General features: G+C 70.5%; 12 protein-coding genes. 7 read left to right on the top strand and 5 right to left on the bottom strand.

Annotated features, from left to right (window positions below):
• Nucleotides 1-361: 361 nt before the first annotated feature.
• The 3 genes from E1181_RS01690 to E1181_RS01680 all read right to left on the bottom strand — a co-directional run bounded on the left by E1181_RS01690 (nt 362) and on the right by E1181_RS01680 (nt 4,280).
• Nucleotides 362-2,215: a dynamin family protein gene (locus E1181_RS01690; RefSeq protein ID WP_132672043.1), complete on the bottom strand. Its 1,854-nt coding sequence runs from the start codon at nt 2,213-2,215 to the stop codon at nt 362-364.
• Between the two features lie 77 nt (nt 2,216-2,292).
• A complete protein-coding gene (grpE, locus tag E1181_RS01685) occupies nt 2,293-2,757 on the bottom strand; it encodes a nucleotide exchange factor GrpE (protein WP_372448818.1) in 465 nt (154 codons plus the stop codon).
• On the bottom strand, nt 2,757-4,280 hold the full coding sequence (locus E1181_RS01680) for a dynamin family protein (protein ID WP_132672041.1): 1,524 nt from the start codon (nt 4,278-4,280) through the stop codon (nt 2,757-2,759). Before E1181_RS01680 ends, grpE begins: the two co-directional genes overlap by 1 nt.
• Nucleotides 4,281-4,598: 318 nt before the next feature.
• Between E1181_RS01680 and E1181_RS01675 the strand changes: the two genes are divergently transcribed.
• From E1181_RS01675 to E1181_RS01665, 3 genes are all read left to right on the top strand, one after another.
• On the top strand, nt 4,599-5,396 hold the full coding sequence (locus E1181_RS01675; RefSeq protein ID WP_132672040.1) for an HAD hydrolase family protein: 798 nt from the start codon (nt 4,599-4,601) through the stop codon (nt 5,394-5,396).
• A gap of 172 nt (nt 5,397-5,568) precedes the next feature.
• The gene (locus E1181_RS01670; RefSeq protein WP_132672039.1) at nt 5,569-6,513 is read left to right on the top strand and encodes an ABC transporter ATP-binding protein; all 945 of its coding nucleotides are present in this window, start codon (nt 5,569-5,571) and stop codon (nt 6,511-6,513) included.
• Nucleotides 6,510-7,235, top strand: a complete 726-nt coding sequence (locus E1181_RS01665; protein ID WP_132672038.1) for an ABC transporter permease — start codon at nt 6,510-6,512, stop codon at nt 7,233-7,235. Before E1181_RS01670 ends, E1181_RS01665 begins: the two co-directional genes overlap by 4 nt.
• Before the next feature lie 579 nt (nt 7,236-7,814).
• Here the strand turns inward: E1181_RS01665 and E1181_RS01660 are convergent.
• Nucleotides 7,815-8,282: a universal stress protein gene (locus tag E1181_RS01660; RefSeq protein ID WP_235875648.1), complete on the bottom strand. Its 468-nt coding sequence runs from the start codon at nt 8,280-8,282 to the stop codon at nt 7,815-7,817.
• A gap of 233 nt (nt 8,283-8,515) precedes the next feature.
• On the opposite strand from E1181_RS01660, the gene E1181_RS01655 reads away from it, so the two are divergent.
• The 4 genes from E1181_RS01655 to E1181_RS01640 all read left to right on the top strand — a co-directional run bounded on the left by E1181_RS01655 (nt 8,516) and on the right by E1181_RS01640 (nt 13,052).
• Nucleotides 8,516-9,109 (top strand): hypothetical protein, encoded by a 594-nt coding sequence (locus tag E1181_RS01655; protein WP_235875646.1) that lies wholly within the window; start codon nt 8,516-8,518, stop codon nt 9,107-9,109.
• 128 nt (nt 9,110-9,237) lie between these two features.
• Nucleotides 9,238-9,882 (top strand): tRNA (guanosine(46)-N7)-methyltransferase TrmB, encoded by a 645-nt coding sequence (gene trmB, locus E1181_RS01650; RefSeq protein WP_408008991.1) that lies wholly within the window; start codon nt 9,238-9,240, stop codon nt 9,880-9,882.
• Between the two features lie 186 nt (nt 9,883-10,068).
• Nucleotides 10,069-11,277 (top strand): nitric oxide synthase oxygenase, encoded by a 1,209-nt coding sequence (locus E1181_RS01645; RefSeq protein ID WP_132672036.1) that lies wholly within the window; start codon nt 10,069-10,071, stop codon nt 11,275-11,277.
• A gap of 443 nt (nt 11,278-11,720) precedes the next feature.
• Complete coding sequence (locus tag E1181_RS01640; protein WP_132672035.1) at nt 11,721-13,052, top strand: amidohydrolase family protein; 1,332 nt, start codon at nt 11,721-11,723, stop codon at nt 13,050-13,052.
• A 153-nt stretch (nt 13,053-13,205) separates the two neighbouring features.
• On the opposite strand, the gene E1181_RS01635 is transcribed toward E1181_RS01640, so the two are convergent.
• Complete coding sequence (locus tag E1181_RS01635; protein ID WP_132672034.1) at nt 13,206-13,898, bottom strand: SDR family oxidoreductase; 693 nt, start codon at nt 13,896-13,898, stop codon at nt 13,206-13,208.
• Nucleotides 13,899-13,909: the final 11 nt, after the last annotated feature.

Below are 13,909 nucleotides of genomic sequence, written 5' to 3'. Positions count from 1 at the left end.
GGTAGGTCCGGATGTGGAGCCGCCTGATCAGCCGTGCCTGCGCGCCCGCGGGGAGGACGGGCTGAACGCGATGACCTTCGACCTGGCGAAGTACCTCCGCACCCGCGACCGATCGACGGCTCCACCGCGGGAGGCGGCGACAGCGGAGGCCCGCCGGTCGTCGACGGCGAACCGGACTGCGCGAGCTCCACCGACCTCGGCGCCTTCCACTCAGACCTCGAAAACCCGCTCTCCTGACCCCGAACACCGCACGTCGTGCGCGGGGGTGACGGAATACGTCCGTAATCCGTCGACGGAATACGCCCGTAATCAGGTGGCGGAATACGGACGTGTTCCGGGTCCTCCGGGTGGCCGGGGTGGGTCAGGACACCGTGTCGCGGAGGTTCCTGATGCCGGCGAGGAGGTGTTCGGCCCGCTCCCGGCCGGTGGTGGACTCGGTGAGGCGGCGGTCGACGGTCTGGAGGCGGCGGCTGCGCTCGGCCGCGTCCATCTTCAGGGCCTTGTCGACGTCGCGGAGTTCGCCCTCGATCGCCTCGATCCGCCTGGTCAGCGCGTCGTCGAGGGCCAGCGAGAGCTGCTGCTCGGCTTCGATGAGCTGCTCGGCGACGAGCTGGTCGAGGGCCGATCGGGCGTCGGCGATGGCGTCGGTGAGCCACTGCTTGAGGTGCTGCTTGTCGGCCGCGTGCTTGCGGGTGCGGGCCATCCACCAGCCCGCGCCCAGCCCGAGCACGATCGTCACCGGCAGCACGACCGGGTTGAGCGCCGCGACCCCGAGCCCGGCCAGCGGCATCGCCGCCGCGCGGCCCACGCCCAGCCCGCCGGAGACGCCCATGAACACCAGCAGCTTGTCCTCGGCGGTGGGCGGTCGCTTGTCCGGCGGGCGCAGCGCGATCGGAGCTTGCACGCCCCGCGCGAACTGGGAGCGGATCACGTCCAGCTCCTCGGCGGAGAACAGGTCGTTGAGCGCCTGCTCGGCCACGGCCGCGAGCCTGGTCGAGAGCATCGTGGCGATGCGGGTGGAGGCCATCTGCAGCGCGATGTCGACTTGTCGAGGCAGGTCGTTGATGTCCTTGCGCCCGGCGTTGTCGATGGACCGGCGGAACCAGTTCTGCACGTCGCGCACCTGGCGGCTGACCTCGTGGCTGGTCTCCACCCGGGTGCGCTGGATCTCGCCGCGCAGCTTGACCTGCCAGCCCCGGGTCGACGAGCGGCGGGCGGTGCTGAGCTCGTCGCGGCGGGCGCGCAGCGACTCGGCCTCGTCCTCGCCGACGGTCAGCGCGCGCTTCTCGGCCTCCAGGGTCGCGGTCAGCTCACCCAGCACGCTGGACAGGGCGCGCATCGTGTTGGCCTCGCCGAGCATCGCCGACCGGCCGGCGATGAGCCGTTCGAGCTCGTCGCGCAGTTCGACCACGCCCGACTTCTCGCGCAGCAGCGCCGCGTTGGCCGATTCGGGTGCTTGCGCGGCGCGCAGGTGCATGCGGGCCGAGACCGGGAAGATCGGCACCTCGGCGAACCGGGGCGCGTGCTCGGCCAGCAGCTTGCGGTCCTCGGCCAGCACCTGCCGCCAACCGCGGTGCTGATCGGTCTTGGCCAGCGCGAACAGCACGGTTTCCACGCGTTCGCCGACCTGCTGCAGGAATTCCAGCTCACCGCGGGTGAACGGGGAGGAGGCGTCGACGACGAACAGCAGCGCGGTCGCCGACACGGCCGCCTCGCGGGCGAGCTCGCCGTGCAGCTCCTCCAGCCCGCCGACGCCGGGTGTGTCGACCACGGTGAGCTCGGCCAGCGCGTCCAGGGGCGCGGTGACGCGCACGTAGCGCGGCGGCAGCTGCCCCTCGGGCAGCTCGCGGCCCGCGCTGGTCCAGTTCGGCAGCTCGTCGAGCTCGAAGGGCACGGGGTCCTGCTGCCCGGGGTAGCAGGCGTGCGCCGTCCACCGCTCGTCGTGCTCGAACTGCAGGTAGGTGGCGGTGGCGACGTCGGCGTCCACGGGCGAGAGCCCCGGATGCTCCATCAGGGCGTTGACCAGGGAGCTCTTGCCCCGGTTGGTCTCGCCGACGACCACCACGCTGGGCGTGGCCGGACGACTGCGGCGGACCTGCTCGACCCACTCCCACGCCGCGGGGTCGGCCTCGCGCAGGAACCCCAGGAGCTTGTCGCGGGTCTGCTTGACCTGCTGGGGAAGCGCAGCGGCGACCGCAACACCGGGTGCCGTCATGCGCGTCCTCTCCGTTCTCGCAGGTCGACTCTCGCAGGTGGTGGAGGAGCGCACCACGAGCGTCGAAGGTACCCGGATCAGGTGCGGAGTTGGTAGACGGTGACGACCGGGGCCCGCAGGACGCGGTCGTGGTCGGCGAACCCGAGGAGCTCGGTTTCGGCGATGACGCCGTCGAGAGCGGGGTCGTCGGTGGGCAGGGTGCCGCCGGCTTCGTGGAAGGCCGGGTCGAAGCGCTGCCCGTCGGGCCGCAGCGGCGCCACGCCGATGCTGGTGAGCCCGTCGGCGAGCCGTTCGGCGACTCCAGCGCTGCGGGCGCGGTCGACCGCGTACACGCACAGCTGAATGAGGGCGGCGCGGTCGGTCAGCGCCTGCTCCAGCGGATCGATGACGGTTTCGCTGGTCACGGCGGTCATGTCTGTCCCCTGATCGGCGGCAGCGTCGCAAGCCGGATCACCGGCTTCTGGGAGAACAGACGAACCCGAAAGGTGCTCGGTTCCGCTTCCGAGTGACTTCTTCGGTCGTCGCCAGCCCCGCACGGTGATCACCTGGTTCGCAGTTGCTGCCAGATCAGGAAGTAGGCCCGGTGCACCACGTGCGCGACCCGGCTCTGCGCGGGCGTGGCACCGAAGGAGGAGAAGGACCGCCACCAGTTGGCGCGCTCCAGCGCGAGCTCGGTCAGCTCGGCCTGCGGCAGTTCGGGCCGGCCGAGCTGCTCGCCGGGGTCGGTGCTGCCGCCCACCTGCATGACCTCTTCGGCCAGGTCCGGCGGCATCTCCACCGACCCGGCCGCGACCAGCGTCAACGCCTCCAGCACGCGCAGCTGGTGGGCTTCCGGCCTGGCCAGCAGCCCTTCGATGGCGTCGTGCACCTTCTGGCGCTCGTCGCGGTCACCGGAGGACTGCGCGAGCGCGGTGATCGACGCCAGCGCGGCCGCGGCCTTGATGCCGTCGGCGCGCGCCCGGAACACCGAGTCCAGCCGGCCCAGCACCGACGCCAGTCCGGAGGCGTCGCGGATCCGCCGCCGCAGCTCACCGGCGGTGATGTCTGGCTGGGCGTCCAGCGCGTCCAGCGCGCAGCGCACGCCGTGCAGGTCCATTCGCTCCAGCAGGTGGGTGCGGGTGCCCGCCGGGACGTCGCACTCCCAGCTGGTGAACAGGTCCGCCGACAGCAGCAAGGTCTCCCGCGTCGCCTCGTCGAGCTTGGCCAGCGATCGCAGCGCTTCGGCGTCCGGGGCGGTGAAGCCGCCGGTCTCGGAGGTCTCGGCGAGCAGCCCGATCACCGGCAGCACGTCGGCGACCTTGGGCTTGAGCAGCTCCGACTGCTTGGTGGCCAGGATCTCGGCGGCCTTCCACACGTCGTCGTCGGCGCCGTCGACGGTGTCGGCCTCGATCATGTCGGCCTTGTTGAGCAGCGCGATCGCGTTGACCGGGCCGGCTTCGCGGCTCGCGGTCGCGGCGGTGAAGGCGGCCAGCGCCTGCTCGTCGTCGGCGCGAACGCCCTGGGTGACGACGTAGAGCACGGCCTCCGCGCCGATCACGGCGTCGCGGGAGACCGGGTCGAGCTGCTGGGTGCCCAGCGCCTGCTCGGTGCGCGCGACCGAGGCCGAGTCCAGCGACCCCAGTCCCGGGGTGTCGATCACGGTGAGATCGCGCAGCACCGCATTGGTCAGGTAGGCCTCCAGGTGGGAAACCTCGTCGAAGTCCACGCCCAGGTCGGCGGGGATGCCGCCACCGGGGTCGAACGGGATCGCCTGCTTGCGGCCGTCGTGGAACACGACCTCGACGCGGTCGACCGTGCCGTACTGGAAGCGGGTCACCAGCCGCGTGCACTCGCCGACGTCGGTGGGCGCGACCCGCCGTCCGATCATGGCGTTGACCAGCGTGGACTTGCCGGACTTGATCCGGCCGGCGACGGCGACCTGCAGCGGGGCGCCGAGTCTGCGCAGCACCTCGTCGAAACCTTCGGAGGTCTTGTCGGACAGCTGCGGTTGCAGCCCCGCGCACAGCCGGGCGACGGCGGCCGACAACGGACCTGCCCAGCTCTGCTGCTCGGGTGCCGTGTTCAAGGTGCCCTCTCGATGGAGTCAGACATTCCGGACTTCCCGGGAATCCGCCCGCACCATCCTGCCACGTCCCACCGACCCGCCGGTCGAAGTCCACAGAGGACGATGGGCGACCGGTTCACCCGACGCGGCGGAGCCACTGCTTCAGGTGTGGGACTCGGCTCGCACCGCCGCAGGTTCTGAGCGGTTTCGTGGCGAGCACGCCGCGCCGCCGCGTATCGACATACTCAAGGAGCGGTGCGCGGAGTTCGCGGAACCGCTCAGGTCCTGCCACCCGCACCGCCGAGCAGAGCACTATCTCGCAGGCCCTAACCTGCGGGCGTGAGCGTTGACTTCAAGCCCGACCTCGTCGCCCTCGACATCGACGGAACCCTGCTGAACCCGGACACCGACACCATCTCCGACGCCGTCAAGGCCGCCGTGCGCCGCGCGGTGGACTCCGGCGCGCACCTGGTCCTGGCCACCGGGCGCGCCTTCCTCGGCACCGCGCCCGTGCTCGACGAACTCGGCCTGACCAGCGGGTTCGCGCTGTGCTCCAACGGTTCCGTGCTGGTGGACGTGGCCCGGCGCGAGCCGGTCTCGGTGGCCTCGTTCGACGCCACGCCGGTGCTGCGGGCGCTGCAGGAGCACCTGCCCGGCGCGATCTTCGCCGCCGAGGACGTCGGGGTCGGCAACCTCGTCTCCGCCCCGTTCGACCCGGACAAGCTGCACGGCCCGCAGCGGATCACCCCGATCGACGAGCTGACGGCGCACCCGGTGCCCCGGCTGATCGCGGAGTGGACCGAGCACGACCCGGCCGAGCTCGCCGAGACGCTCGCCGGCGTCCGGCTGCCGAGCTGCACGATCTCCGTCGACACCTACGAGCCGTGGGTCACCGTGGTCCCGGAGGGCCTGTCCAAGGGTGCGGCGCTGGAGAAGCTGCGCACCGAACTCGGCATCGCCGCGGGTCGCACGTTCGCCGCGGGCGACGGCACCAACGACTTCGAGATGCTGAGCTGGGCGGCCCGCGGCGTCGCGATGGGCCAGGCACCCCTGGACCTGCGCGCCACGGCCGACGACACGATCGGCACGGTCGCCGAGGACGGTCTCGCCGTCGAGCTCGACCGCCTCTTCGCCTGAGCGCCCGTTCTCGCAGCTCGCGGCTCGGCAGTCCGCGATCCGCCCTGGAAGTCCACTGTGGACCGGAGAAGCGGGACCGGGGTGCCGCTCCGGGAGAACCCTGAGGTGCGTCATCCTCGGAGTCGATTCACTACTACCGGCACGGCTCCGCGTCCCAGCAACAGGAGTGATCATGATCGAGGCGAGTGGCCTCACCAAGCGCTACGGCCAGAAGGTGGCGGTGGACGACCTGTCGTTCACGGTCAAACCCGGTCACGTGACCGGGTTCCTCGGCCCCAACGGCGCGGGCAAGTCCACCACGATGCGGATGATGCTCGGGCTGGACAACCCCACCTCCGGCGAAGTGCGCATCAACGGCAAGCGCTACGGCGAGCTCCGCAACCCGCTGCGCACCGTCGGCGCGCTGCTGGACGCCAAGTGGGTGCACCCCAACCGCTCGGCCCGCGCGCACCTGCGGTGGATGGCGCGCTCCAACGGGATCCCGATGCAGCGCGTCGACGAGGTCCTGGAGCAGGTCGGCCTCACCGACGTCGCCCGGCGCAACGCGGGCGGGTTCTCGCTGGGCATGTCGCAGCGCCTGGGACTTGCGACGGCGCTGCTCGGTGACCCCGAGGTGCTGCTCTTCGACGAGCCGGTCAACGGCCTCGACCCGGAGGGCATCCACTGGATCCGCCGGTTCATGCAGGGCCTGGCCGCCGAAGGGCGCACCGTCTTCGTCTCCAGCCACCTGCTGTCGGAAATGGCGCTGACGGCCGAAGAGCTCGTCGTCATCGGCCGCGGCAAGCTGATCGCGCAGTGCAGCACCGCCGAGTTCGTCGACAACGCGGGCAGCAGCTCGGTGCTCGTGCGCTCGCCGGAAGCCCCGCAGCTGCAACGGCTGCTCGGCGACGAGCAGATCACCGTCCGCTCCTCGGAGGCCGACCGGCTGGTCATCTACGGCGCGACCACCGAGCAGATCGGTGAGCTGGCCGCGCAGCACCGGATCGTGCTGCACGAGCTCACCGCGCAGCGCGGCTCGCTGGAGGACGCGTTCATGCAGATGACCAGCGACTCCGTGGAATACCAGACCACGCTCGGCGAGGCGACCGAGCTGACCGCCCAGGGGGTGGCCCGATGACGTTGCTCGCCGTCGAGCGCATGAAGCTCTTCTCCACCCGTTCCCCGTGGTGGTGCATGTTCCTGGCCCTCGCGCTGCCGATCGGGTTCACCGCCCTGATCGCCGCCGTCTCCGACGGGATGTCGCTGAGCACGACGCAGTTCGGCTACCAGTTCGGGCTGATGGTCACGCTGGTGCTGGCCGCGCTGGCGATCACCACCGAGTACCGGTTCGGCACCATCCGCGCGACCTTCCAGGCGGTGCCGAACCGAACCGCGGTGCTGCTGGCCAAGACCGCGGTCGTCGCGGTGCTGGCGCTGATCATCGGCGAGATCGGCGCGTTCGGCTCGTGGGCGATCTCCACGGTGCTGCAGCCGAGCTCGGACCTGGCGATCACCACCGCCGAGCAGTGGCGCGAGATCGCCGGTGTCGGACCGGTGTTCGCGTTCTCCGCGATCTTGGCGGTCGGCGTCGGGATGCTGGTGCGGCAGACCGCGGGCGCGGTGACCATCCTGCTGCTGTGGTCGCTCATGGTGGAGAGCCTCATCGCGCTGGTGCCCGAGGTCGGGCAGGACATCCAGCAGTGGATGCCCTTCGTGATGGCCGACCACTTCCTCAAGGGCGGCGGGAACATGGCCATCGACATGCCGCTGGGGCCGTGGGGAGCGCTCGCGTACTTCGCGGCGGTCACGGTGGGTGTCTGGTTGATCGGATTGGCCGTGACGCACCGGCGCGATGCCTGACCAGCGGATTTGATCATGACTCCGAAAGGCCTTGATCAAATCGGGAATCCCCAGCTGGGCCCGGGATAGCAAAACGTTACCGAGCCCGGCCGAGAGTCTGATCACGCCGACCGATAGGATCGACTCGCAAGATCGAGCGGTCGCCATCGGCACGCCGATCGCGCCGGGTCACATTGGACACGGCGCGTCAGCGGCGGATCACCCGGTGATTCGAGAACGCTGAAGCACAACCAAAGACGACCGACTGCAGTAGCGCTCGGGGGCGCCGGCGGTCGGGACGGGGGAGGGCCCCGGGCTGTCATTCGGGGGATGGCCCGGGGCCCTGTGCTTTCTACGCTTTCCACGTCCGGCGCAGCCCACTTCGTTCAGTATTTCTCGGGTGGATCGTTGGGGTCTTGCTTCGCTCAGCGGTGCGGGTGGCGGAACCTCAGACGCCGCCTGGGCCCGGGAGCCACTCCTGATGTATGCCAATTACACGGCGTCGCGGCGTCCTCTCCAGACGACGTCTGAGGACCCGCGGCGGTGCGAGCTGAGTCCCACACTTGAAACGTGCGGCCACGGCCGCATTCCTGACAGCCGCTAGACCATCGGGCGCACGACCAGGACCGGGCAGGCCGCGTGGCGGACGCACTGCTCCGCGACGGATCCGAGCATCAGGCCGGAGAACCCGCCTCGACCCCGGTGGCCGACGACCAGGAGGTCCGCGCCCCGGGACGCCGAGAGCAGGGCTTGCGGCGAGGGCGAGTGGGCCACGTGGATCTCCACGGGGACCTTCGGCGGGTCGCCGAGCTTGTCGGCGACGATCTTCGCCGTCTCCCGCTCCACTTCCTGCTGGAACGCTTCGGTGCTGGGAACCGCGTTGGGCGGGCAGTCGGCAGGACGCGGCGCCGTGCGCATGCTCCAGGCCCGCACGACGTGCAGCACGGCGTTGCGGCGCTCGGCCTCCTCCGCGGCCACGACGAGGGCTCGCAGCGACGAGGCCGAGATGTCGAGGCCCACGACGACTCCGCTGTTGATCTCCACGCGTTGGAACGTCTGATCCGGCACGCCTCTACTCCAACCGCCACGGCTCCCGTTGTCGAGCCAGCGCCTATTAGGTCAACCGAACGAGTTTTGCCTGTGATTGCAATCACATTTTACACGCTTGTCTCATTCGTCGGTTTGGCTGTGGTAAGGCATAAGTAGAGGTGTCCCGCAACCAGCGTCGCTTGGGGGCATGCGCTGGCCGTGGGCGAGTACTTCAGCTCGCGTCTATCTCCACCACAAGAGGAGTGGGCCACATGCTGTCTTCGCAAGAGCGCGCAACGTCTTCACAAGAGCGTGTGCTGATCGACGCACCGCGCGGTGGCGTTCGCGCCAAGCGCACCGGCAACGACGTCCAGCTGGAGCCGGTTCCGCGGCTCGAGTGGTCGCTGGCGACCGAAGCCCACCCGCCGGCCACCGAAGCCGCGACACCGGCATCGCTCCGGCGCAGCTGGATCCACACCGCTTCCGAGCGGCAGGTCCTGGAGCTCTTCCGCAAGCTCAACGGCGCCAAGCGCCGGCTGCCCGCGCCCTGGTGGCTGCGCGCGCTCGACCGCGGCGACCTCGCTTCCCGCGCCGAGGCGTTCCAGATCGAGGATCAGGTGCACGCGGTGCTCTCGGCACGGTCCGGCTGGGTCTTCGTCCCCTGGGTCGGCACCAGCGAAGCCGGGTACTGGGAGTACGCCCCGTCCGACCGCGGCTCGGTGAAGATGCCCACCACCGTCGTCCTGACCGACGAGCACGAGGGCTGGCTCAACGTCGTCCCCGCCTACGGCGACGAGGAGCCGCTGCCCGTGCCGACCAGCACGACCAAGTTGCTCTCCCTGCTGCCGCAGGTCGAGGTGTGGTGAGCCGGTAGCCGAACACGCGGTGGTCGGGGGCCGCCGCCGGTTTGCGATAATTCTTCCTCGTGAATTCCTCTGACCAGCAGGTTCCGTTCCGCCGCACCGTTGTCAGCTACGTCCAGCGAGGCGAGCGGATGACCGTGGGCCAGCAGCGGGCCTGGGATCGCCACTGGGCGGAGCTCGGCTCCGACGTCACCGCGCTGCCCGAGGGCCCGTTGGACGTGGAGTCCTGGTTCGGCCGTTCCGCGCCGGTGGTGCTGGAGATCGGCTCGGGCATGGGCGAGACGACCGCGCAGCTCGTCGCGGCTCAGCCGGACGTCAACTACCTAGCGGTCGAGGTCTACAAGCCCGGTCTGGCCCAGCTGATGCTGCGCGCGGAGAAGCTGGAGGTCTCCAACCTCCGCCTGCTGCGCGGCGACGCGATCGTGCTCCTGCGCGACCACGTCGAGCCGGGATCGCTGGACGAGGTGCGGATCTACTTCCCGGACCCGTGGCCGAAGAAGCGCCACCACAAGCGCCGCCTGGTCCAGCCGGAGTCGGTCGAGCTGATCACGTCGCGGTTGCGCCCCGGCGGCGTGCTGCACCTGGCCACCGACTGGGAGAACTACGCCGAGCAGATGCGCGAGGTCTGCGAGGCCGAGTCGCAGCTGAGCAACCGCTACGCCGGCGAGCCCGGCGGCTGGGCTCCGCGTCCCGACTGGCGTCCGGTGACGAAGTTCGAGAACCGCGCGCACGACGAGGGCCGCGAGATCCACGACCTGATCTACGAGCGGGTCTGACTCCTGATGGGCGATCCTTGATCGGCCGAGATGTTCACTCGAATGGTCGATCAAGGATTCCGTCAATCGCGTCGAAACTAGTTACATCGCGTCAACGGCCACCTGTTCGTGGCGGCTCAAGATCACCGGAAAGAGAACGGCTCTGAGCTGCCCAGGCAGCAGGTTTCGCGACTACGTTCGCACGGCGTGACGGCTATTCGCGAGGAACTCATCCCGAGCCAGACGAGCCCGTCGGAAACCGCCGCCGAGGACTTCCTGCGCTCCTTCCACTCCGCCCACCCCGAAGCCGGTTCCCTCCGCGAACGGCTCGCCGAAGTGCGGCGCAGCATCGCCGAGACCGGCACTTACCGGCACACAACCGCGGAACTCTCCTACGGAGCCCGCGTCGCGCTCCGCGACAGCGGCTGGTGCACCAGCGGCCTGCCCTGGCGACGGCTCAAGGTGCGTGACCTGCGCGGCCTGCGCAACGCCTCGGCCATCGCCGGCGAGTGCTTCGAGCACCTGCGGCTGGCCACCAACGCCGGCCGCATCCAGCCGCTGATCACCGTCTTCGCCCCGGACACCCCCGAGGCGTCCGGCCCCCGGATCTGGAACGAGCAGGTCGTCCGCTACGCCGGGTACTCGCTGGCCGACGGCGGTGTCCTCGGCGACGCCCGCTACCAGGGATTCACCGCCACAGCGCAGAGCCTCGGCTGGAAACCCCCGGCGCAGCGAGGCCCCTTCGACCACTTACCGCTGGTCGTCGAGACCGAGCACGAGGGCGTCACGCTCGCCGCGGTGCCCCGCGACGTCGTCCAGGAAGTCCCGCTGGAGCACCCCGACCACCGCTGGTTCGGCGAACTCGGGCTGCGCTGGCACAGCGTCCCGCTGATCAGCAACATGCAGCTGCTCATCGGCGGGATCCGCTACCCGGCCGCGCCGTTCAACACCTGGTTCGTGGGCACCGAGATCGGCACCCGCGGCCTGGCCGACGACCACGCCTACGGTCTGACCCGGCAGGTCGCCGAACGGCTGGGCATGGACACCTCCACCGAGCGCAGCCTGTGGCGGGACCGGGCGATCGTCGAGATCAACCGCGCCGTGCTGCACTCCTTCGACGCCGCTCGCGTCACCATCACCGATCACCACAGCGAAGCGCTGCACCGGCTCGAATGGCTGCGCTCGGGACGCCGTCCCGGCGGGTCCGCGCCCGCGTTCACGGTCAGCAAGGCCGCGGCCCGCCGAGCCAGAACCGGATCGGACGATCGACCAGCGCCGGAGGCGCGGGTAACCGGCCGCCGGGAACCGGCCGCAGCTGAGCGGGACGCGTCTCCAGAAGAGCGAAATCGCCCCCGCTACGACGTTCTTGCCCGGATGAGCCGCCGTTGTCTGGGCACGGACCTGCCCCAGGAGTGAAGCCGTTCTCGCGGCGCTTGCGCTCGCCGTAGTTCTCCAGCAGGTCCTGCAGCACGGAGCTCAGCGCCATCAGCAGCAGCGCGATCATCGCGATGGCGGCGGCGATGGCGGTCATCGTGGTCTCGAACATGGTGAACCTCCCCGACTCGGGTTCGTCGCTCCCAGCGTGGCTGCTGCGATGCCTCGTGAGGATCGGCCAGCTGGGGATGTTTTCCCTGATCATTCGGTTGGCCCATCAGGGCTCCGCCCCTAAGGGCGGGACCTCGGTGCGGCCTGGTTCAAGATTCGGGCACCGGCGCGAAAACCGGTATCGGCCTGCGGGCCAGCAATCGAACCGCTCAGATCGGCCGATCGGCCAGGTCGTGTTGACCTTTCGGCCAAGGTCGCGCCGGCCGGGGAACGAGGCCGTCCGGTTGCGGATCGCGGTGCGGCAGAATGCGGTCATGCCGACCGCACTCCGCCTGCACGCACCGATGGCCCTGCCCTGCGACGCGACCTGCTCGGTCGTCCGGGACGCCGTCGTGGACGTCGACGACACCGGCCGCATCAGCTACTGCGGTCCTCGCCAGGGCGCACCGGAACGGCCCCACGACGTGGTCGTCCGCGAATGCGGCGGAATCCTGCTGCCCGGCCTCATCAACGCCCACGCCCACAGCCCGATGACCCTGCTGCGCGGCATGGGCGCGGACCTGCCGCTGCTGCGCTGGCTCAACGAGGTGATCTTCCCGGCCGAGGCCAGGCTCCGCCCGTCCGACGTGCGCGCGGGCATGGAGCTGGGATGCGTGGAGATGCTGCGCGCCGGCATCACCACCAGCGCCGAGATGTACTTCATCGCCGAGTCCATGGTCGAGGCGACGCTGGCGGTCGGTTCCCGCGCGGTGCTGGCCTCCGCCGTGATCGACACCCCGGCCCTGGAGGCGCTCGGCGGCTGGCGCGGCGCGGTCGAGGGCATCGACCGCTGGATCGACGCCGACGGCCTGCGCTTCGGCCCCGGCGAGCGCATCGAGCTGGCCTACGGCCCGCACTCGGCCTACCTGCTGCCGCCGGAAGCGCTGCAGACGATCGGTGAGTCCGCGCAGCAGCGCAACGCGCTGGTCCACACCCACGTCGCGGAAACCCTCGCCGAGGACACCGCCCAGCGCGAGGAGTACGGCTCGGTCCCGGCGCTGCTGGACAAGCTCGGCGTGCTCGAAGGCCGGGTCATCGCGGCGCACGGCGTGCACCTCAGCGACGAGGACATCGAGCTGTTCGCGCGGCGCGGTGTCGGTGTCGCGCACTGCCCCGGATCCAACGCCAAGCTCGCCTCCGGCACCGCTCGGCTGGTCGAGCTGCTGGCGGCGGGCGTCCCGGTGGGGCTGGGCACCGACGGGCCGTCCAGCAACGACGACCTCGACCTGTGGGAAGAGGTGCAGCTCGCGGGCCTGTTCGCGCGCACGGTCACCGGCGACGCGACGGCGCTGAGCGCGCGGGCCGCGCTGCTGGCCGCGACCCGCGGCGGTGCCGAGGCGCTGCACCGCGACGACATCGGCGCGCTGGAACCGGGTCGCTGGGCCGACATCGTGCACCTCGACGTCGACAACCCCGCTTTCGCAACGGGTCTGGACGCACCCGACGAGCAGGTGATGTCGAACGTGGTGTGGGCGGCCGGTTCGCGCAGCGTGCGGGACGTGTGGGTCGCCGGCGAGCAGGTCCTCAACGACCGCGAACCCACCCGGGTCGACCGCCGCACGGTCCAGGCCGCGGCCCGCACCGCCGCTCAGCACGTCCGGGGTTGAGGCGGCCCGCGGCGGCCGCTTCTTCAGGTGTGGGACTCAGCTCGCACCGCCGCGGGTTCTGACACGCCTTCTGGCTCCCGGAGCCAGAAGGCGTGTCAGGTTCCGCTACTGGCACCGCCGAGCACAGCAACCACGAACAGCCTCAGAAAGAGATCAAGCAGCGGCGGGGCGCACGATGATCTCGGTGAGGTGCGAGTCCGGCGTGGCGTTGACGGCCGAGATGATCGGCTTGGCCACGGACTCGGGACGCAGGTAGCGGTCGGCCTCGAAGGCTCCGCCTTCCTGCTCGCGGACGGAGCGCTGCATGTCGGTCGCGGTCCGGCCGGGGAACACCGAGGTCACGCGCACGCTGTTGGAGGCTTCCTCGGCGCGCAGCACGTCGGCGAACGCGCGCAGCGCGAACTTGCTGGCCGCGTAGGCACCCCAGTTCGGCTTGGCGCTCAGGCCGGAGCCCGAGTTGACCAGCACGACGTGGCCCTGCGCGGCGCGGAGCTGGGGCAGCAGCAGGCGGGTGAGCTCGGTGACGGCGAAGAGGTTGACCTCGAAGGTGCGCCGCCAGGAATCGCCGGTGGCGTCGGCGATGTGGCCGAGCTCGACGAGTCCGGCGCAGTGCACCAGGACGTCGACTCGCTCGATGTCGGTCGCGGCGTCGGCCAGAGCGGCGTGGTCGGTGAGTTCCACCGGCCACTCGCGGGCGGCGCCGGGCAGTTCGTCGATCAGGGTCTGGATGGCGTCGGTGTCGCGGCCGCCCAACAACAGGTCATGAGTGTTGGACAGCTCACGCGCGACCGCGGCACCGATACCTCGTGAGGCGCCGGTGACCAGGGCAATCGGGCGTTCGGGCATGGCTGCAACGC

It is taken from the genome of Saccharopolyspora terrae (assembly GCF_004348435.1).
GTDB lineage: Bacteria > Actinomycetota > Actinomycetes > Mycobacteriales > Pseudonocardiaceae > Saccharopolyspora > Saccharopolyspora endophytica.
Note: the sequence above shows the minus strand (reverse complement) of the source record. Positions and strands in the feature narration are given on the sequence as shown.

Excerpts from the sequence above, each read along its gene's own strand:
- E1181_RS01690 (WP_132672043.1), bottom strand. The coding sequence starts at position 2,215 with ATGACGGCACCCGGTGTTGCGGTCGCCGCTGCGCTTCCCCAGCAGGTC.
- E1181_RS01670 (WP_132672039.1), top strand. The coding sequence starts at position 5,569 with ATGATCGAGGCGAGTGGCCTCACCAAGCGCTACGGCCAGAAGGTGGCG.
- E1181_RS01665 (WP_132672038.1), top strand. The coding sequence starts at position 6,510 with ATGACGTTGCTCGCCGTCGAGCGCATGAAGCTCTTCTCCACCCGTTCC.
- E1181_RS01655 (WP_235875646.1), top strand. The coding sequence starts at position 8,516 with ATGCTGTCTTCGCAAGAGCGCGCAACGTCTTCACAAGAGCGTGTGCTG.
- trmB (WP_408008991.1), top strand. The coding sequence starts at position 9,238 with ATGACCGTGGGCCAGCAGCGGGCCTGGGATCGCCACTGGGCGGAGCTC.
- E1181_RS01640 (WP_132672035.1), top strand. The coding sequence starts at position 11,721 with ATGCCGACCGCACTCCGCCTGCACGCACCGATGGCCCTGCCCTGCGAC.
- E1181_RS01635 (WP_132672034.1), bottom strand. The coding sequence starts at position 13,898 with ATGCCCGAACGCCCGATTGCCCTGGTCACCGGCGCCTCACGAGGTATC.